The organism is Pseudomonas bijieensis, from assembly GCF_013347965.1.
Lineage (GTDB): Bacteria > Pseudomonadota > Gammaproteobacteria > Pseudomonadales > Pseudomonadaceae > Aquipseudomonas > Aquipseudomonas bijieensis.
Genome location: NZ_CP048810.1, coordinates 5,047,402 through 5,065,904, shown reverse-complemented (window position 1 = coordinate 5,065,904; position 18,503 = coordinate 5,047,402). Strand labels below are relative to the sequence as shown.

The following is an 18,503-nucleotide window of genomic DNA, read 5'->3' as shown; positions in this document are numbered from 1 at the left end:
AGGCCGAACAAAGTGTCATATCCGCCTAAATATCGGCGCTTTCACCCTGCCCATGGCAAAGCACACGGCGCTGGAGCGTCGCCTGCAGTGTCTCGAACTTCACCGGTTTGCTCAGGTAATCGATCAGCGCGCCCGACGGGCAGCGCTCTTGCCCCAGGTTCGGGCTGACCACCAGCACCGGCAGTTCCTCGCAACCGGACAAGGTACGGATCTGGCAGCAGACCGACACACCGTCCAGCGGCGGCGACTGGCAATCGAGCAGCACCGCATCGAAGCTCTCGCCGTGCAGCAGATCCAGCGCCGCACGGCCGCTGTCGGCAGTGCGCACCCGATAACCGAGCTTGAGCAACATGCCGCGCATGACCAACTGATCAATGCTGTTGTCATCCGCCAATAGCACCGTGCAATCCTGTGGCAGGCGCGAACCTTGGCGACCACCGAAGGAAAACGGCGTCGGCACAGCTGCCGGCAAGGCCAGGTCAAACTCCACGTTCAAATGAAAACGGCTGCCGCGACCGGGCTCGGAGGTATGGGTCAGGCGCCCGCCCAGCAGTTCCACCAGTTGCCGGCAGATGGCCAGGCCCACGCCGAGGCCGCCATATTCGCGGGTCATCGAACCATCGAGCTGGAAGAAACGCTGGTACAAGGTCGCCTCCCCCAGGTCGGTAAAGCCGATTCCGGTGTCGATCACGGCAAAGGACAGCATCAGTCGATCAAGCTCCGTCGGCCTGCCACTGACTCGCAGCGCCAAGCCGCCCACCCGGGTGAACTTGATGGCGTTGTCCAGCAGGCATTCCAGGCACTGGGCCAGTTTGCCGCTGTCGCCAAGCAGTCGGTCCGCCAGGCCCGGGGCCACGTCGACCTTGAAATCAAGGCCCTTGGCCGCGGCATTGGCGCCGAACTGCACCTGCAGCGCCTCGACCACCCCACGCAGGCTGAACGGCGCCGGATAGACCTTGAGCTTGCCAGCCTGCAACTCGGTAAGCGTGAGGATGCCGTTGACCATGCGCATCATGTCCCGCGCCGAACCGGCGGCGGTCTGTTGATACTGGGTCAGTTCCTCGTCCATCTCGACGGTTTCCATCAACTCCAGGGAACCGATCACACCGTTCATCGGCGTGCGCAGTTCATGGGTCAGGGTGGCGAGGAATTCATCCTTGAGCTTGTTGCCGTGGGCCAGTTGCTGGTTGAGCACTTCGAGTTTCTGCCCCGCGTCCAACAGGGTCTGGGCCTGCTGTTCGCGCATGGCATTGATACGGTCGGCCAGGGCCAGGGACAACAGCGCCACTTCGATGGCCGAGCCGATCTGGCTGGCGTACATGGTCAGGAATACATTCGGCAGGTAACCCAGCACCATCAAGGTATTGATGATGCCCCCCAGCAGAAACGCCGACCAGGCAATGATGAAATAACGTGCCACCCGCAGGCCACGCCACCAGGCAAACAACCCGGCGGCAAAGATCGCCACCGTGAATACCAGCGCCAACGCCGTTGCCAGGCGCAGCGCCAAGGCATAGCTGGTCATCAACGACAGGCCGACCACCACCGCGCTGTAGGCGATCAGTGCCAGCAGCATGCGATCCAGCCAACGGCCATGCCGGGCGGTTTGCAGGAAGCTGCGGGCGAACTGGCTGCCAAACAGGCCCGCGCAGCCGATGAAAAACGGCGTCGCGGCGTTTGCCCACCAGGGATTGTCCGGCCAGAAATACTCCACGGCCGCACCATTGACCGACAACTGATACAGGCCGAACGAGGCGATATAGAAGATGTAATAGAGGTAGCTGGTATCACGCACGCTCAGGTAGATGAACAGGTTGTACACCAGCATTCCCAGCAGCACGCCATAGATGACCCCCAACACATACAAGCGCACCGGCTGCTGTTCGAGATAGGCGGTGCTCGACCACAGCGTCAATGGCGCCTGGATCGAACCCTGGCTTTGCAGGCGCAGGTACAGGATCTGCCGCTGCTCAGGCTTGAAATCCAGGCTGAACAAGTAGTTGTTCTGGCGAATCTCGCGGCTGGCGAATGGCAACGCATCGCCGGTCTGGCGCACCAGGCGGTACCCCCCGGCGGCATCTGGCAGATACAAATCCAGGTGGTCCAGCGGCGGGTACGCCAGTTCCAGCAGCCAGGTGCGCTGGGCGTCCGGATTGCCGGGGCGGTAGTGCAGGTCGATTTTCAACCAGAAGGCTGATCGCGAGTAACCGGCATTCAGCGTGGCTTTGTCATGGGGCTTGAAGGCGCCGGTGGCAGCCTGGGCCAGGACATCATCAATGGTGGCAGTGCCACCCGCATCTTCGAACACCTGCAGGGCATGACCCAAGGGCAGGCTTTGGGTGAATTCATCGAATTCCAGAGCACTTGCCAGTGGGGACAAGCACAGCAGCAACATCAGCAAATAGCGCATTTAAGTCCCAGCGTGGCCTGTCCGGTTGAGTCAGGAAGCCCCCCATTCCCTGAGTAGACGTAAAACCGGCATTACCTGTTATGAGTTGGATCCATCTCTAGCATAGCCGTTGATGGCCAATTTGCACCATTGAAATCTTTCCTATAGAAGGCTCTAGAACGGGCGTTTCAGCGCCAAGCGTTGAGATAGAGCTGTTGCTTTGGTCAGATTGGTTAGTTGACCGGGCGCAGAACAGTGGTGAGCGATTTCCTGTGGCGAGGGAGCTTGCTCCCGCTGGGCTGCGCAGCGGCCCCATAAATCCTGGGAGCGTTGCGCACTCCAGCGGGAGCAAGCTCCCTCGCCACAAAAGCACTCACCAGCAAGTCACTCAGTACAAAACCCTCAGCGTCCGACCACCGATAAAACAGGTTTGGTGGTAAGCTCGCGCACCATGAATATCTACAGCTCCCGCCCCGTTGTCCTCTGTCTCTCCGGCCACGACCCTAGTGGCGGCGCCGGTTTGCAGGCAGATATCGAAGCCCTGCTCGCCCAGGGTTGTCATGCCGCCCCCGCCGTTACCGCGTTGACCGTGCAAGACACGGTCAACGTCAGTGATTTCCGGGTGCTCGATCGAGCGTGGGTGCTGGCACAAGCCAATGCCGTGCTCAACGACTCGCAGGTCGCGGCAGTCAAGCTGGGCATGCTCGGCTCGCTGGAGATGGTCGACACGGTGGTCGAACTGCTCCAGGCGCACCCGCATCTGCCCATGGTCTGCGACCCGGTGCTGCGTGCCGGCGGTGGCGGACGCCTGGGCAAGGATGAGGTCGGCTACGCCATGCGCGAACGCCTGCTGCCCCTGGCCGTCATCGCCACCCCCAACCTGCCGGAAGCGCGCATTCTCGCCGAACTGCCCGAAGGCAGCGCCGACGAGTGCGCGGAAAAACTGCTGCCCTTCGTCAAACACCTGTTGATCACCGGTGGTCACGGCGACGAACATGAAGTCCATAATCGCCTGTACAGCCGCGATGGCCGCCGCGAAACCTTTACCTGCCAGCGCTTGCCCGGCAGTTACCACGGTTCCGGCTGCACCCTGGCCAGCGCCCTCGCCGGTCGGCTAGCCCAGGGCGAACAGCTCGCCAGCGCCGTCAAGACTGCGCTGGACTACACCTGGCGCACCTTGCGCGATGCCGAACGACTGGGCAAAGGCCAGTTCGTACCGCGTCGCCTGCCGCTGGATTTCTGCTCGTAACACTGGAGGCCTGTGGAATGAAATTACGTGGCCTTTACGCCATCACCGATAGCCAATTGCTGGCTGGCAAGTTCCTCGCTTATGTAGAAGCGGCGTTGGAAGGTGGCGTGACCCTGCTGCAATACCGCGACAAAAGCAGCGACGAGGCCCGACGCCTGCGGGAAGCCGAGGCACTGCGTAACCTGTGCGAGCGCTACAAGACCCAATTGATCATCAACGATGACGCTGAACTGGCCGCGCGCCTGGGCGTCGGCGTGCACCTGGGCCAGACCGATGGCCCGTTGGCGCCAGTGCGGGCACTGCTCGGACACAAGGCGATCGTCGGCGCCACCTGCCACGCCAGCCTGGCACTGGCCGAACAGGCCGCCCGCGAAGGCGCCAGCTATGTCGCGTTCGGGCGCTTCTTCAATTCCAATACCAAGCCCGGCGCCCCCAGCGCAGACCTTGAACTGCTCGAACAGGCGCGCATCAAACTGCATATTCCGGTTTGCGCCATCGGCGGCATCACCCTGGAGAATGCCGCCCCGCTGGTGGCCCACGGGGTCGACCTGCTGGCGGTGGTCCACGGCCTGTTCGGTGCCGACAGCAGTGCTGAAGTGACGCGCCGCGCCCGCGCCTTAAACGAGCTGCTGCAGAACAAATAGTCTATTTTCCGTTTTCGAGAGCCCAACCATGTCCCGTTCCGAAACCCTGTTTGCCAATGCCCAGAAACACATCCCCGGCGGCGTGAACTCGCCCGTTCGTGCGTTCAAGAGCGTGGGTGGCACCCCGCTGTTCTTCAAGCACGCCGAAGGCGCGTACGTGACCGACGAAGACGACAAGCGCTATGTGGATTATGTCGGTTCCTGGGGCCCGATGATTCTCGGCCACAGCCATCCGGACGTGCTGGATGCGGTACGCAAGCAACTGGTACACGGCCTGTCCTACGGCGCCCCGACCGCGATGGAAACCGAGATGGCCGACCTGGTCTGCTCGATCGTGCCGTCGATGGAAATGGTGCGCATGGTCAGCTCCGGCACCGAGGCGACCATGAGCGCGATCCGTCTGGCCCGTGGTTTCACCGGTCGCGACAGCATTATCAAGTTCGAAGGCTGCTACCACGGCCACTCCGACAGCCTGCTGGTCAAGGCTGGCTCCGGCGCGCTGACCCAGGGCGTGCCGAGCTCGGCCGGCGTACCGGCGGCGTTCGCCAAACACACCCTGACCCTGCCGTTCAACGACCTCGAGGAAGTCGAGAAGATGCTCGGCGAAGTTGGCCAGGAAGTGGCGTGCATCATCGTCGAGCCGGTGGCGGGCAACATGAACTGCGTACCGCCGGCGCCGGGTTTCCTCGAAGGCCTGCGCAGCCTGTGCGACCAGCATGGCGTGGTGTTGATTTTCGACGAAGTGATGACCGGTTTCCGCGTGGCCCTCGGCGGCGCCCAGGCCCATTACGGCGTCACGCCGGACCTGAGCACCTTCGGCAAGATCATCGGCGGCGGCATGCCGGTGGGCTGCTTCGGCGGCAAGCGCAAGATCATGGAATGCATCGCACCGCTGGGCCCGGTCTACCAGGCCGGCACGCTGTCGGGCAACCCATTGGCCATGGCCGCCGGCCTGACCACCCTGCGCCTGATCAGCCGCCCGGGCTTCCACGCCGAACTGACCGACTACACCACCCGCCTGCTCGACGGTTTGCAGGTTCGTGCCGACGCAGCGGGCATCCCGTTCGTGACCACCCAGGCCGGCGGCATGTTCGGCCTGTACTTCAGTGGCGCCGATGACATCGTCACCTTCGAAGACGTGATGGCCAGCGACGCCAACCGGTTCAAGCGCTTCTTCCACCTGATGCTCGAGGGTGGCGTGTACCTGGCCCCGAGCGCATTTGAAGCCGGCTTCACCTCCATCGCCCACGGCGAGACCGAGCTGAAGATCACCCTCGATGCGGCCGAGCGAGCCTTCGCTGCGCTGAAGTAAGACTGTGGATAACTGACGCTGGCTGAAGCTGGCGTCAGTGATTGCCGACAACTCCCCCGCTCTTTTCCTACGTATTTATGCCCGAAGCAGCTATTAGCATTCCCGCGCAGCAGAAAAACGAGTAAAGACTTTGTAAGGATGGCCCTGCTTATTTCATAATGCGCGCTTATTGGATCCCCCGGAGGGTCCGCGCGCCCCTCAGAGGTAAGTCGATTCCCATGAACCGCACCGGCCGCACCCTTGCCTTGGGCTGCCTGTTGCTCCTTCAGCCCCTGCTGGCGAATGCACAGGCAGGCGGCAACTCGTTGTTGATCCCGGCGCTGGGCCGTTGCACGCTCAACACCCAGCCACAAGATCTCGCACCGGCACTCGACGCCTGTCAAAAAGCGGCGGATGCAGGTGATGCACAAGCGCAATACGAGTTGGGCGAGTTCTACTACGAAGGCAAGGCTGCACCGCGCGATCTCAAGCAGGCCCTCAACTACTTCGAAAAAGCCTCCCTCCAAGGCCATGCCCAGGCGCAATTCAAGCTCGGCGGCATGTTCTTTCATGGCGAAGGCGTACCGGCCAACAACGTCCAGGCCTACATTGTCCTGAAGATGGCGGCGGTCAACGGCGCCGAAGAGGCCTTGGACACCGCCGACGAAGTCGCCGAGCAAATGCCCCGCGACGAGCTGGAAGTGGCGACCCAGGTGCTGGGGCAGATCTTTCGCAAATACCTGATGGAATTGCAGAACGCCGATGGGCGTACACCTTTCTCCCCGCTGCCCTGAATCCACCGCAGCCTTGTGGCTGGGAGCTTATTGTGGCGAGGGGAGCTTGCTCCCGCTGGAGTGCGAAGCGCTCCCAGAAATCTTAGGGCCGCTACGCAGCCCAGCGGGAGCAAGCTCCCTCGCCACAAAGGGCTGCGCTCAACTTATCGACAGGTTTATTTCTCAGGCATCGGCATCGGAAACGGCATCACATTGCCGACCGCGCCGCGGGCTTCGCTGATTTTCGGGGGTGCCCAGGCGTTCGACTTCGTCGATGCGCACGATCGAATGCATCGGCACGAAGCTGCGCACCACGCCTTCGAACTGCGCCTTGAGCTTTTCTTCGCTCGGATCGACGACCACTTGCGTGCGCTCGCCAAAGACGAACTCTTCCACTTCCAGGAAGCCCCACAGATCACTTTGATAGATCTGCTTGGCGTACATTTCGAACACCTGGCCCTGGTTGAGGAAAATCACCTTGTAGATTGGAGCTTCACGTTTGGTCATGGCTGGCGAAACACATCGGCGGGTAAAAATGAGGGCGCGAACTATAGCATAGCCACTGCTCGCACAGCGGTAGGAACCGGGGGACTTGTTCCCTATAATGCGCGGTTCTTTGAATCACGTGATGATCCCGTCCATGGCCAAGAAGCTTTACATCGAAACCCACGGTTGCCAGATGAACGAGTACGACAGCTCGCGCATGGTCGACCTGCTGGGTGAACACCAGGCCCTGGAAGTCACCGCCCGCGCTGAAGATGCGGACGTGATCCTGCTCAACACCTGCTCGATCCGCGAACGCGCCCAGGACCGGGTGTACTCCCAGCTCGGCCGCTGGCGCGAGCTGAAGCTGGCCAACCCGGAAATGGTCATCGCCGTGGGCGGTTGCGTGGCCAGCCAGGAAGGCGCCGCCATCCGTGATCGCGCACCATACGTGGACGTGGTCTTCGGCCCGCAGACCCTGCACCGCCTGCCGGAGATGATCGACGCCGCGCGCAGCACCAAGCTGCCGCAAGTGGACGTCTCGTTCCCGGAGATCGAAAAATTCGACCACCTGCCCGAACCGCGCATCGACGGCCCAAGCGCCTATGTGTCGGTGATGGAAGGTTGCAGCAAGTACTGCACGTTCTGCGTGGTGCCCTACACCCGTGGCGAAGAAGTCAGCCGACCGTTCGACGACGTGATCGCCGAGATCATCCACCTGGCGGAAAACGGCGTGCGCGAAGTCACGCTGCTGGGGCAGAACGTCAACGGCTATCGCGGCCTGACCCATGACGGCCGCCTGGCGGACCTCGCCGAGCTGATCCGCGTCGTAGCGGCGGTGGACGGCATCGACCGCATCCGTTACACCACCTCGCACCCGCTGGAGTTCTCCGACAGCCTGATCCAGGCCCACGCCGACGTTCCCGAGCTGGTCAAGCACCTGCACTTGCCGGTGCAATCGGGTTCCGACCGGATCCTCGCCGCCATGAAACGCAACCATACGGCCCTGGAGTACAAATCCAAACTGCGCAAGTTGCGTGCGGCGGTGCCGGGGATCTGCATCAGTTCGGACTTTATCGTCGGCTTCCCTGGCGAAACCGAGAAAGACTTCCAGCAGACCATGAAGCTGATCGAAGACGTGGGCTTCGACTTTTCCTACTCCTTCGTCTACAGCCAGCGCCCTGGCACCCCGGCCGCCGATCTCGCCGACGAAACCCCCGAAGAAGTGAAAAAGGAACGGCTCAACGCCTTGCAACACCGCCTCAACCAGCAAGGTTTCGAGATCAGCCGACAAATGGTCGGTTCCATCCAGCGGATCCTGGTGACCGATTACTCGAAAAAAGATCCGGGCGAGTTGCAAGGCCGGACCGAGAACAACCGCATCGTCAACTTCCGCTGCGACACCCCGGCCCTGATCGGCCAGTTCGCCGACGTGCACATCGACGCCGCGCAACCGCACTCGCTGCGCGGTTCGCTGGTCCAGTAACCCCCGATCCCCTGTGAAAGCAGAACTTGTGGGAGCAAGGCTTGCCCGCGATACAGGCGCCTCAATTCTTGAGGGACCCAGTTGCATTCATCGCGGGCAAGCCTTGCTCCCACAAGCTTGCTCGGTTTATTAAGAGCTTTCGCACCCAGCCTACTGGCGTTATCCTTGATTTCACCTTAATTGCCCCTGGGCGGCTAAAAACGACCTTGAACGCACCCATCGAACCACATCGCTTTATTCTCGAGCCCTTTGAGGCTCGCCGCTTCGCCAATCTGTGCGGGCAATTCGACGAGCATCTGCGCTTGATCGAACAGCGCCTGGCCATCGAGATCCGCAATCGCGGCAACCAGTTCGAACTGATCGGCGAACCCAAGCACACCACCTCCGCGGAAAACCTGCTGCGCCGTCTCTACCGGGAAACCAAGGGGAGCGAGCTGTCGCCGGACACCGTCCACCTGTTCCTGCAGGAGTCGGCTGTCGAAGAACTCGACAACCACGCCCCGTCGGAACCTGCCGTGGCCCTGCGCACGAAAAAAGGCATGATTCGCCCTCGCGGCTTGAATCAGCAGCGCTACGTGAAGGAAATCCTCGGCAACGATATCAACTTCGGCATCGGCCCGGCCGGTACCGGCAAGACCTACCTGGCCGTGGCCTGCGCCGTCGATGCGCTGGAGCGGGAACAGGTACGACGCATCCTGCTGGTGCGACCGGCGGTCGAAGCGGGTGAGAAACTCGGCTTCCTGCCCGGCGACCTGGCCCAGAAGATCGACCCATACCTGCGCCCGCTCTATGACGCGCTTTATGAAATGCTCGGCTTCGAATACGTGGCCAAGCTGATCGAGCGCCAGGTCATCGAGGTCGCGCCGCTGGCCTACATGCGTGGCCGGACCCTGAACAATAGCTTCATCATCCTCGACGAAAGCCAGAACACCACGGTCGAACAGATGAAAATGTTCCTGACCCGGATCGGCTTCGGCTCCACCGCCGTCATCACCGGGGACATCACCCAGGTCGACCTGCCCCGTGGCACCAAGTCCGGGCTGAACCATGTGATCCAGGTCCTCAAGGATGTGCCGGGCATCAGCTTCACGCACTTCATGCCCAAGGACGTCGTGCGCCATCCGTTGGTGCAGCGCATTGTCGAAGCCTACGAGCGCTTCGAGCATCGCCAGGACGAGTCAGCGCCCGCAGACAAGGGCAATCGCCAAGATGCTTGAACTCGACCTGCAAGTGGCCTGCGAACACGCCGCCCCCAGCGAAGCCCAGTTCCGCCAATGGTGCGAACTGGCCCTGCGCCAACGCAGCGCCGACTCGGAGCTGACGATCCGCCTGGTGGACGAGCCCGAAGGCCGCGAACTGAACCACACCTGGCGGCAGAAAGACTACGCCACCAACGTGTTGTCGTTCCCGGCCGACGTCCCCGACGAACTGCTCGACATCCCGTTGCTGGGCGACCTGGTGATCTGCGTCCCGGTGGTGGAGCGTGAAGCGACGGAACAAGACAAGACCCCTGAGGCCCACTGGGCCCATCTGGTGATTCACGGCTGCTTGCATCTACTGGGTTACGACCATATAGAAGATGCCGAAGCCGAAGAAATGGAAGCACTGGAACGAACGTTGCTTGCAGAGCTGGGTCATCCCGACCCTTACGCCGGCGACGAACACTGATACATCAACCTGTAACGACAAAGGATTCAGAGTAATCGCTATGAGCGAAGATCGATCGAGCAACGGGCAGAAGTCATGGCTGGGCAAGCTCACCCAGGCTTTTGCCCATGAGCCGAAAAACCGCCAGGAGCTACTGGAGCTGCTGCGCGATGCACACCAGAACAAACTGCTGGACAGCGAAGCGCTGGCCATCGTCGAAGGCGCCATCCAGGTCGCTGACCTGCAAGTACGCGACATCATGGTCCCGCGCTCGCAGATGGTCAGCATCAAGGCGACCCAGACCCCGCGTGAATTTTTGCCCGCCGTGGTCGACTCCGCTCACTCACGCTACCCGGTCGTCGGCGAAAGCCATGACGATGTCATGGGCGTGCTGCTGGCCAAGGACCTGCTGCCGCTGATCCTTCAGGAAAACGGCGACAGCTTCAACATCAAGGACCTGTTGCGCCCGGCCACCTTCGTGCCCGAGTCCAAGCGCCTGAACGTGCTGCTGCGTGAATTCCGCGCCAATCACAACCACATGGCCATCGTCATCGACGAATACGGCGGCGTGGCCGGCCTGGTCACCATCGAGGACGTGCTCGAGCAGATCGTCGGCGACATCGAAGACGAGCATGACGTCGAGGAAGACAGCTACATCAAGCCTCTGCCCAGCGGTGACTTCCTGATCAAGGCCCTGACGCCGATCGAGAACTTCAACGAATTCTTCGACAGCCAATTCTCCGACGATGAGTTCGACACCGTCGGCGGCCTGGTGATGAGTGCTTTCGGGCATCTGCCCAAGCGCAACGAAACCACGGAAATCGGTTCCTGGCGCTTCCGCATCCTGAATGCCGACAGCCGTCGGATTCACCTGCTGCGCCTGTCCCCCATTGGCCGATAACCCCTGCGAGACCCGCTAAGGACAAAAATGCGCTGGATAACCCGCCCCGGCTGGCCCGGTAACCTGCTGGCCATGGCGGCCGGTGCGATCACCACCCTGGCCCTGGCGCCGTTCAATATCTGGCCGCTGGCATTGCTGGCGGTCGGCTTGTTCTATGCCGGGCTGCGCGAGTTGTCGCCACGCCAGGCCCTGGGCCGGGGCTGGTGTTTCGGCTTTGGTCTGTTCGGCGCCGGCACCAGTTGGATCTACGTCAGCATCCATAACTTCGGCGGCGCCTCGGTGCTGCTCGCCGGGTTGCTGATGCTGCTGTTCATCGCCGCCATCGCCTGGTTCTTCGCCCTGCCCGCCTGGCTCTGGGCGCGCTGGCTGCGGCGCAACGAGGCGCCGCTGGCCGATGCCCTGGCGTTCGCCGCGCTGTGGTTGGGCCAGGAAGCCTTCCGTGGCTGGTTCCTCACCGGGTTCCCGTGGCTCTATTCCGGCTACAGCCAACTCGACGGCCCGCTGTCCGGCCTCGCGCCGCTGGGCGGGATGTGGTTGATCTCCTTCACCCTGGCCTTGACCGCCGCGCTGCTGTACAACGCGCCCCGGTTGATCCGCAGCGGGCGCAAAGGTTTTATTGCGGCCGGCGTGATGCTGCTGATCGGCCCGTGGGTAGTCGGCATGGCTCTCAAGGGGCATGCCTGGACCAGCCCTTCGGGCGATCCGCTGAGCGTCGCGGCGATCCAGGGCAACATCGAACAAAGCATGAAGTGGGACCCCGAGCAGCTCAACGCGCAACTGGCGCTGTACCGCGACATGAGCTTCGCCTCCAAGCGCGTCGACCTGCTGATCTGGCCGGAAACCGCAGTACCGGTGCTCAAGGAGTCCGCCCAGGGCTACCTGGACATGATGGGCAACTTCGCCGCCGAGCGGCATTCGGCGTTGATCACCGGCGTGCCGATTCGCCAACTGGTCCACCACGAGAAGCGTTACTTCAATGGCATCACCGTGACCGGCGAAGGCGACGGCACCTACCTGAAACAGAAACTCGTGCCGTTCGGCGAGTACGTACCGCTACAGGACATCCTGCGCGGCCTGATCGCGTTCTTCGACCTGCCCATGTCGGACTTCGCCCGGGGCCCGGCCGACCAGCCATTGCTGCAGGCCAAGGGTTACCAGATCGCACCGTTCATTTGCTATGAGGTGGTCTACCCGGAATTTGCCGCCAGCCTCTCGGCGCGCAGCGACTTGCTGCTGACCATCAGCAACGACACCTGGTTCGGCACCTCGATCGGCCCGTTGCAGCACCTGCAAATGGCGCAGATGCGCGCCTTGGGAAGCCGGCCGCTGGATGATCCGCGCCACCAACAACGGCGTGACCGGCCTGATCAACCCTTTCGGTCAGATCACCGCACAGATCCCGCAATTCGAACGCGGCATCCTGTATGGCGAAGTGGTGCCGATGCAGGACCTGACGCCGTACCTGCAATGGCGTTCGTGGCCATTGATCATTTTGTGTGTGTTGTTGCTGGGCTGGGCGTTGATGGCGGGACGGATGGCCAAAACGGTTTGACTCGTTCCCCATGTGAATGAAAAACCCTGTGGCGAGGGAGCTTGCTCCCGCTGGGGCGCGCAGCGGCCCCAAAAACAGGGCCTGCTTCGCAGTCCAGCGGGAGCAAGCTCCCTCGCCACAACAGCGATCACTTCACTCCGCGCGGTGTTTCAGCGATAGAACAACCAATACCCCACCAGCCCCACCGCCTCATTCATCAACTGCCCGGATTGCCAGATCGCCTTGAACTCCGGCATCCAGCCGCCCAATGGCCGGGCATTGTCCTGTCCCAGGAACCCCACCGGCGCCGGCACCACGTCAAACCCCGACCGCTGGAAACTCCAGACCGCCCGTGGCATGTGCCAAGCCTGGGTGACCACCACGACCCGCTTGATGCCTTGCGGCAGCAGGATTTCGGCGCTCATCCGGGCGTTTTCCCAGGTCGTACGGCTACGCCCCTCCTGCCAGCGCACGTTGACGCCGAAATCCTCCAGCATCGAGTCCGCCATCAGCCGAGCCTCGCTGGGCGGGGTGCCATAGTGCAAGCCACCGGATGTCAGCACCGGCAAGCCTGAAGCCTTGGCCAGTCGCGCGGCATAACGCTGGCGCTCCAAGCCGACGCCGGTGGGTTGGTCGGCGCCCCAGGCCAGGTCACCGCGTTCACGGCCCGAACCGAGCACCACAATGGCGTCGGCACGTTGGGCCAGGGTCGCCCAATCACTGAGCAACAGCGGCGGTTCGCGCTCCAGCGCCCTGGCGCTCCATTGCACCACCACGGGCAGGCTCATCAGCCAGAAACCACCCAACCCAACGAAAAAGCACAGACGGGCCAGACGCGGCCGAGAGTTGCGCCACCACCAGGCAAGCGCCAACAACAGCAAAAGAATGCCGGGCGGCAATAAAAGTTGTTTGATGAAATAGCGAAACGGCATCGGGCATCTCCATAGATGCCCGAAGCCTAGGTGGGTTGACGCAAAGCGACAACAGATTCGAAAAAACCTTGAATCAAAAAGAGCGACACGCGTGAATCCGGCTTTACTTGAACTGCAGCGACCGGACCTTTACAGCATCCTTGTCAGGCGTCCGGTCCTTGAGCCATACAACCTTGGCCGAACGGGGCGCATCGAGACGCTTGAGTACCTGGGCCCCACTGGTGGGAGCTTGATGTCCGGCCTGTTCGAGGTAAGCCTTGACCAGTTCGAACTCTGCGGGGCTCAAGCCACGCAGTTCCAGCTCTGCCGGGCGTTCATCACGCAAGCGACCGGCGGTTCTTGCAGCGTCCAGGGCAACCCCGAGACGATCGATCAGTTTTTCATACAACTCAGGTGTAGCGACTTTTCGTTGTGATTCAACCATCCCTCACCTCATTGAAGATAAGACTCACTCCCCATTGAGAAGCTTAGCTTCGCTGGGCAAACCGGCAGGGCGCCGCGACCAACGGCCCTGAACACCGGTCATCGCCGATGATTGACAATGGTTTGGCAACGGTTGAGCAGCAATCAGGGTTTCCCTCGGCAGAGCGCGGTCATGTATGCTACGGCGCTTCCTGTAACTCCACTTCCAGCTTGGCTGGACATCGAAAACGCCGCATTCGGCGTCGTCTGCGTCCAGCATGGCAACGAAGAGGATTGGGCCACCCCATTCAGTACAAAAGTAGCCATGCACGAACACTACCAGCCCCGTGAAATCGAAGCCGCCGCCCAGTCGTTCTGGGACGAGCAAAAGTCCTTTGAAGTCAGTGAACAGCCAGGCAAGGAGACTTACTACTGCCTGTCGATGTTCCCTTACCCCAGCGGCAAGCTACACATGGGGCACGTGCGCAACTACACCATCGGCGACGTGATCTCCCGCTACCAGCGCATGCAAGGCAAGAACGTCCTGCAACCCATGGGTTGGGACGCCTTCGGCATGCCGGCGGAAAACGCCGCGATGAAGAACAACGTGGCCCCCGCCAAGTGGACCTACGAAAACATCGCCTACATGAAGACCCAGCTGCGCAGCCTGGGCCTGGCGGTGGACTGGTCCCGCGAGGTCACCACCTGCAAGCCCGAGTACTACCGCTGGGAACAATGGCTGTTCACCCGCCTGTTCGAAAAAGGCGTGATCTACCGCAAGAACGGCACCGTGAACTGGGACCCGGTGGACCAGACCGTACTGGCCAACGAGCAGGTGATCGACGGTCGCGGCTGGCGTTCCGGCGCGCTGATCGAAAAGCGCGAAATCCCTATGTACTACTTCAAGATCACCGCCTATGCGGATGAACTCCTGGAGAGCCTCGACGAACTGACTGGTTGGCCTGAACAGGTCAAGACCATGCAGCGCAACTGGATCGGCAAGTCCCGGGGCATGGAAGTGCAGTTCCCCTACGACGTCGCCTCCATTGGCGAAGCCGGCGCCCTGAAAGTCTTCACCACCCGTCCGGACACGCTGATGGGGGCCACCTATGTGGCCGTGGCCGCCGAGCACCCGCTGGCGACCCTGGCCGCCCGCAACAACCCCGAGCTGCAAGCGTTCATCGCCGAATGCAAGGGCGGTAGCGTTGCCGAAGCCGACGTCGCCACCCAGGAAAAGAAAGGCCTGCCAACCTCGCTGTTCGTCGAGCATCCGCTCACCGGCGAGAAACTGCCGGTATGGGTCGCCAACTACGTGCTGATGCACTATGGCGACGGTGCGGTCATGGCCGTGCCGGCCCACGACGAGCGCGATTTCGAATTCGCCCACAAGTACAACCTGCCGGTCAAAGCCGTCGTGCGCACCAGCGCCGGTGACCAGACCCCGGCTCCTTGGCAGGACGCCTACGGCGAACACGGCGAGCTGATCAACTCCGGCGAATTCGACGGCCTGGATTTCCCCGGCGCGTTCGATGCCATCGAAGTGGCCCTGATCAAGAAAAACCTCGGCGCCTCGCGCACCCAGTTCCGCCTGCGGGACTGGGGCATCAGCCGCCAGCGTTACTGGGGCTGCCCGATCCCGATCGTGCATTGCGACACCTGCGGTGACGTACCGGTGCCGGAAGACCAACTGCCCGTGGTCCTGCCGGAAGACGTCGTACCCGACGGCGCCGGTTCGCCCCTGGCACGCATGCCTGAGTTCTATGAATGCAGCTGCCCGAAATGCGGCGCACCGGCCAAGCGTGAAACCGACACCATGGACACCTTCGTCGAGTCCTCGTGGTACTACGCCCGCTACGCCTCACCGCACTATGAAGGTGGCCTGGTGGAGAAATCCGCGGCTGACCACTGGTTGCCGGTGGATCAATATATCGGCGGTATCGAACACGCCATTCTCCACCTGCTCTACGCGCGCTTCTTCCACAAGCTGATGCGTGACGAAGGCCTGGTGAGTTCCAACGAACCGTTCAAGAACCTGCTGACCCAGGGCATGGTGATCGCCGAGACTTACTATCGTCGCGAAGCCAACGGCGCCTACACCTGGTTCAACCCGAGCGACGTCGAACTCGAACGCGACAGCAAAGCCAAGGTGATCAGTGCCAAGCTGATCGCCGACGGCCTGCCGGTGGAAATCGGCGGCACCGAGAAGATGGCCAAGTCGAAGAACAACGGCGTTGACCCGCAATCGATGATCGACCAGTTCGGCGCCGACACCTGCCGCCTGTTCATGATGTTCGCCTCGCCACCTGACATGAGCGCAGAGTGGTCCGACTCGGGCGTCGAGGGCTCGCACCGCTTCCTCAAGCGTGTCTGGCGCCTGGCGCAAGCCCACGTCACCCAGGGCCTGCCGGGCAAACTGGACATCAGCCGCCTGAACGACGAACAGAAAGCCATTCGTCGCTCGATCCACCTGGCCATCAAGCAGGCCAGCCATGACGTCGGCCAGAACCACAAATTCAACACCGCCATCGCCCAGGTGATGACGCTGATGAACGTGCTGGAAAAAGCCGCGCAAGGCACCGAGCAGGATCGCGCACTGGTTCACGAAGGCCTGGAAGCCGTGACCTTGCTGCTGGCGCCAATCACACCGCACATCAGCCACGAGCTGTGGAATCGCCTGGGTCACGCCGACCCGGTGATCGACGCCAGCTGGCCGGTGGTGGACGAAACCGCGCTGGTGCAGGACAGCTTGACCCTGGTCATCCAGGTCAACGGCAAGCTGCGCGGCCAGATCGAAATGCCGGCCGCCGCCACGCGTGAAGAAGTCGGAGCCGCTGCGCGGGCCAATGACAACGTACTGCGCTTTGTCGATGGCCTGACGATCCGCAAAGTGATCGTCGTGCCCGGCAAGCTGGTCAACATCGTCGCAAGCTAATTGGATCGGGCGCAAGGCTTGAGCCTGGCGCCGAATACAACCTGCGGGGTCGCATGGTCGACCCCCATAGGGTTCAAGGGGAGCAACAAGATGATCAAACGTAATCTGCTGGTAGTGGGCCTGGCGGTCCTGTTGAGCGCCTGCGGCTTCCAACTGCGCGGCACCGGCACCACCGAGCTGGCGATCAAGGAACTGGACCTCAGCGCACGGGACGCCTATGGCGACACCGTTAAAATGCTGCGCGACAACCTGGAAAGCAGCGGCGTGAAAGTCTACAGCGGCGCCCCGTACAAGCTCGTATTGACTCGCGAACAGCAAAGCCAGCGCAGCCTGAGCTATGCCGGCGCTGGTCGTTCGGCCGAGTACGAACTGAACAACGTGCTGAGCTATGAGATTCGCGGCCATAACGACCTGGTGCTGATGGACGACAAACTGCAAGTGCAGAAGGTCTACCTGCACGACGGCAACAACATCACCGGTTCCGACCAGGAGTCCATCGAAGTGCGCGGCGAAATGCGCCGTGAACTCATACAGCGCATGATGCTGCGTCTGCAACAACTGAGCCCGGCCCAGTTGGAGCAACTGCAACAGACTGCCGATGCTCGCGCCAAGGCCGAAGCCGATGCGCTGGAAGCGGCACGCAAGGCTGAAGCGGAAACCCCGCAACAGTCGCCAATGCAGATCCCGGCTGAATAAGCCTTGCGGGGCGCTCCGGCGCCCCGCTCGCCCGCTCTTATGAAGCTCGCTCCCGCTCAACTCGGCAAACACCTGCAAGGCGCCCTCGCGCCGGTCTACATCATCAGTGGCGATGACCCACTGCTGTGCCAGGAAGCCGCCGACGCCATCCGTTCTGCGGCACGCCAGCAAGGTTTCGATGAACGCCAGGTATTCGCCGCCGACGCCAGTTTCGACTGGGGCACGCTGCTGCAAGCCGGGGCGAGCATGTCGTTGTTCGCCGAAAAACGCCTGCTGGAACTGCGTCTGCCCTCCGGCAAACCCGGTGACAAGGGTGCCGCCGCGCTGATCGAATACTGCTCGCGCCCCGCCGAAGACACGGTGCTGCTGATCAGCTTGCCGAAACTCGACGGTAGCGCGCAGAAGACCAAATGGGGCAAGGCCCTGGTCGAAGGGCCGCAAACCCAGTTCGTGCAGATCTGGCCGGTGGATGTCAGCCAGTTGCCCAGCTGGATCCGCCAGCGCCTGTCCCAGGCCGGCCTCTCGGCCAGCCAGGACGCGGTGGAGCTGATCGCCGCCCGGGTCGAAGGCAACCTGCTGGCCGCCGCCCAGGAAATCGAAAAGCTCAAACTAATGGCCGAAGGTGGGCAGATCACCGTGGAAACGGTGCAGGCTGCCGTGGCCGACAGCGCGCGCTTCGATGTCTTCGGGCTGACCGATGCGATCCTCAACGGCGAAGCCGCCCATGCCCTGCGCATGCTCGAAGGTCTACGGGGCGAAGGCGTCGAGCCGCCGGTGATCCTCTGGGCCCTGGCCCGGGAGTTGCGCCTGCTGGCCAACCTGTCCCTGCAATACAGCCAGGGTGTACCGCTGGACAAAGCCTTCAGCCAGGCCCGCCCGCCCGTCTGGGACAAACGCAAACCGCTGATGAGCAAGGCCCTGCAACGCTACTCCGCACCGCGCTGGGCGCAATTGCTACTCGAGGCCCAGCGTATCGATGCGCAGATCAAGGGCCAGGCCGCTGGCTCGCCATGGATGAGCCTCAGTCGGTTGTCGCTGTTGATGGCTGGGCAGCGACTGCCTTTGCCCGCTGAGTAGTCACTCGGCAGAAGCACACTGCATACCTGTGGCGAGGGGATTTATCCCCGCTGGGTTGCGAAGCAACCCC

At 62.2% G+C, this 18,503-nt stretch carries 14 protein-coding genes and 2 pseudogenes; 12 read left to right on the top strand and 4 right to left on the bottom strand.

What is annotated here, in order from left to right; all coding sequences use genetic code 11:
- Positions 1 to 25: 25 nt before the first annotated feature.
- Positions 26 to 2,410 (bottom strand): hybrid sensor histidine kinase/response regulator, encoded by a 2,385-nt coding sequence (locus GN234_RS22270; RefSeq protein WP_176689085.1) that lies wholly within the window; start codon positions 2,408 to 2,410, stop codon positions 26 to 28.
- A 430-nt stretch (positions 2,411 to 2,840) separates the two neighbouring features.
- Between GN234_RS22270 and GN234_RS22265 the strand changes: the two genes are divergently transcribed.
- From GN234_RS22265 to GN234_RS22250, 4 genes are all read left to right on the top strand, one after another.
- Entirely contained in the window at positions 2,841 to 3,638 is a 798-nt protein-coding gene (locus tag GN234_RS22265; RefSeq protein ID WP_109756271.1) for a hydroxymethylpyrimidine/phosphomethylpyrimidine kinase, read from the top strand.
- A 17-nt stretch (positions 3,639 to 3,655) separates the two neighbouring features.
- Positions 3,656 to 4,282 carry a thiamine phosphate synthase gene (thiE, locus tag GN234_RS22260; RefSeq protein ID WP_176689084.1) on the top strand — a complete coding sequence of 209 codons (627 nt, stop codon included), beginning with the start codon at positions 3,656 to 3,658 and terminating at the stop codon, positions 4,280 to 4,282.
- A 28-nt stretch (positions 4,283 to 4,310) separates the two neighbouring features.
- Entirely contained in the window at positions 4,311 to 5,594 is a 1,284-nt protein-coding gene (gene hemL / locus GN234_RS22255) for a glutamate-1-semialdehyde 2,1-aminomutase (protein WP_116833526.1), read from the top strand.
- 218 nt (positions 5,595 to 5,812) lie between these two features.
- Positions 5,813 to 6,367 (top strand): tetratricopeptide repeat protein, encoded by a 555-nt coding sequence (locus GN234_RS22250; RefSeq protein WP_053188388.1) that lies wholly within the window; start codon positions 5,813 to 5,815, stop codon positions 6,365 to 6,367.
- A 155-nt stretch (positions 6,368 to 6,522) separates the two neighbouring features.
- On the opposite strand, the pseudogene GN234_RS22245 reads toward GN234_RS22250, so the two are convergent.
- Positions 6,523 to 6,853 (bottom strand): annotated as a pseudogene (locus tag GN234_RS22245) (DUF1820 family protein).
- 133 nt (positions 6,854 to 6,986) lie between these two features.
- Here GN234_RS22245 and miaB point away from each other — a divergent pair.
- The 5 genes and pseudogenes from miaB to lnt all read left to right on the top strand — a co-directional run bounded on the left by miaB (position 6,987) and on the right by lnt (position 12,415).
- Positions 6,987 to 8,315, top strand: a complete 1,329-nt coding sequence (gene miaB, locus GN234_RS22240) for a tRNA (N6-isopentenyl adenosine(37)-C2)-methylthiotransferase MiaB (protein WP_162893869.1) — start codon at positions 6,987 to 6,989, stop codon at positions 8,313 to 8,315.
- A 206-nt stretch (positions 8,316 to 8,521) separates the two neighbouring features.
- A complete protein-coding gene (locus GN234_RS22235) occupies positions 8,522 to 9,532 on the top strand; it encodes a PhoH family protein (RefSeq protein WP_109756275.1) in 1,011 nt (336 codons plus the stop codon).
- Entirely contained in the window at positions 9,525 to 9,983 is a 459-nt protein-coding gene (gene ybeY, locus GN234_RS22230) for an rRNA maturation RNase YbeY (RefSeq protein ID WP_109756276.1), read from the top strand. The genes GN234_RS22235 and ybeY overlap by 8 nt, the downstream gene beginning before the upstream one ends.
- A gap of 40 nt (positions 9,984 to 10,023) precedes the next feature.
- Positions 10,024 to 10,863: an HlyC/CorC family transporter gene (locus tag GN234_RS22225; protein WP_003205870.1), complete on the top strand. Its 840-nt coding sequence runs from the start codon at positions 10,024 to 10,026 to the stop codon at positions 10,861 to 10,863.
- A gap of 27 nt (positions 10,864 to 10,890) precedes the next feature.
- Positions 10,891 to 12,415 (top strand): annotated as a pseudogene (gene lnt / locus GN234_RS22220) (apolipoprotein N-acyltransferase).
- Between the two features lie 149 nt (positions 12,416 to 12,564).
- Here lnt and GN234_RS22215 read toward each other — a convergent pair.
- Together GN234_RS22215 and GN234_RS22210 are read right to left on the bottom strand one after the other, a co-directional pair.
- A complete protein-coding gene (locus tag GN234_RS22215) occupies positions 12,565 to 13,326 on the bottom strand; it encodes a YdcF family protein (RefSeq protein ID WP_109756278.1) in 762 nt (253 codons plus the stop codon).
- Between the two features lie 103 nt (positions 13,327 to 13,429).
- Entirely contained in the window at positions 13,430 to 13,750 is a 321-nt protein-coding gene (locus GN234_RS22210) for a hypothetical protein (RefSeq protein WP_109756279.1), read from the bottom strand.
- 303 nt (positions 13,751 to 14,053) lie between these two features.
- Here GN234_RS22210 and leuS point away from each other — a divergent pair, with 303 nt between their 5' ends.
- From leuS to holA, 3 genes are all read left to right on the top strand, one after another.
- Positions 14,054 to 16,660 (top strand): leucine--tRNA ligase, encoded by a 2,607-nt coding sequence (gene leuS / locus GN234_RS22205; RefSeq protein WP_176689083.1) that lies wholly within the window; start codon positions 14,054 to 14,056, stop codon positions 16,658 to 16,660.
- A 90-nt stretch (positions 16,661 to 16,750) separates the two neighbouring features.
- Positions 16,751 to 17,356, top strand: a complete 606-nt coding sequence (locus tag GN234_RS22200) for an LPS-assembly lipoprotein LptE (protein ID WP_109756280.1) — start codon at positions 16,751 to 16,753, stop codon at positions 17,354 to 17,356.
- A 39-nt stretch (positions 17,357 to 17,395) separates the two neighbouring features.
- Positions 17,396 to 18,433 carry a DNA polymerase III subunit delta gene (gene holA, locus GN234_RS22195; protein WP_109756281.1) on the top strand — a complete coding sequence of 346 codons (1,038 nt, stop codon included), beginning with the start codon at positions 17,396 to 17,398 and terminating at the stop codon, positions 18,431 to 18,433.
- The last annotated feature ends 70 nt before the right edge of the window (positions 18,434 to 18,503 follow it).

What these genes read in the sequence shown, in the direction of transcription:
- GN234_RS22270 (WP_176689085.1), bottom strand. Translation starts at nt 2,410, where the DNA reads ATGCGCTATTTGCTGATGTTGCTGCTGTGCTTGTCCCCACTGGCAAGT.
- GN234_RS22265 (WP_109756271.1), top strand. Translation starts at nt 2,841, where the DNA reads ATGAATATCTACAGCTCCCGCCCCGTTGTCCTCTGTCTCTCCGGCCAC.
- thiE (WP_176689084.1), top strand. Translation starts at nt 3,656, where the DNA reads ATGAAATTACGTGGCCTTTACGCCATCACCGATAGCCAATTGCTGGCT.
- hemL (WP_116833526.1), top strand. Translation starts at nt 4,311, where the DNA reads ATGTCCCGTTCCGAAACCCTGTTTGCCAATGCCCAGAAACACATCCCC.
- GN234_RS22250 (WP_053188388.1), top strand. Translation starts at nt 5,813, where the DNA reads ATGAACCGCACCGGCCGCACCCTTGCCTTGGGCTGCCTGTTGCTCCTT.
- miaB (WP_162893869.1), top strand. Translation starts at nt 6,987, where the DNA reads ATGGCCAAGAAGCTTTACATCGAAACCCACGGTTGCCAGATGAACGAG.
- ybeY (WP_109756276.1), top strand. Translation starts at nt 9,525, where the DNA reads ATGCTTGAACTCGACCTGCAAGTGGCCTGCGAACACGCCGCCCCCAGC.
- GN234_RS22225 (WP_003205870.1), top strand. Translation starts at nt 10,024, where the DNA reads ATGAGCGAAGATCGATCGAGCAACGGGCAGAAGTCATGGCTGGGCAAG.
- GN234_RS22215 (WP_109756278.1), bottom strand. Translation starts at nt 13,326, where the DNA reads ATGCCGTTTCGCTATTTCATCAAACAACTTTTATTGCCGCCCGGCATT.
- GN234_RS22210 (WP_109756279.1), bottom strand. Translation starts at nt 13,750, where the DNA reads ATGGTTGAATCACAACGAAAAGTCGCTACACCTGAGTTGTATGAAAAA.
- leuS (WP_176689083.1), top strand. Translation starts at nt 14,054, where the DNA reads ATGCACGAACACTACCAGCCCCGTGAAATCGAAGCCGCCGCCCAGTCG.
- GN234_RS22200 (WP_109756280.1), top strand. Translation starts at nt 16,751, where the DNA reads ATGATCAAACGTAATCTGCTGGTAGTGGGCCTGGCGGTCCTGTTGAGC.
- holA (WP_109756281.1), top strand. Translation starts at nt 17,396, where the DNA reads ATGAAGCTCGCTCCCGCTCAACTCGGCAAACACCTGCAAGGCGCCCTC.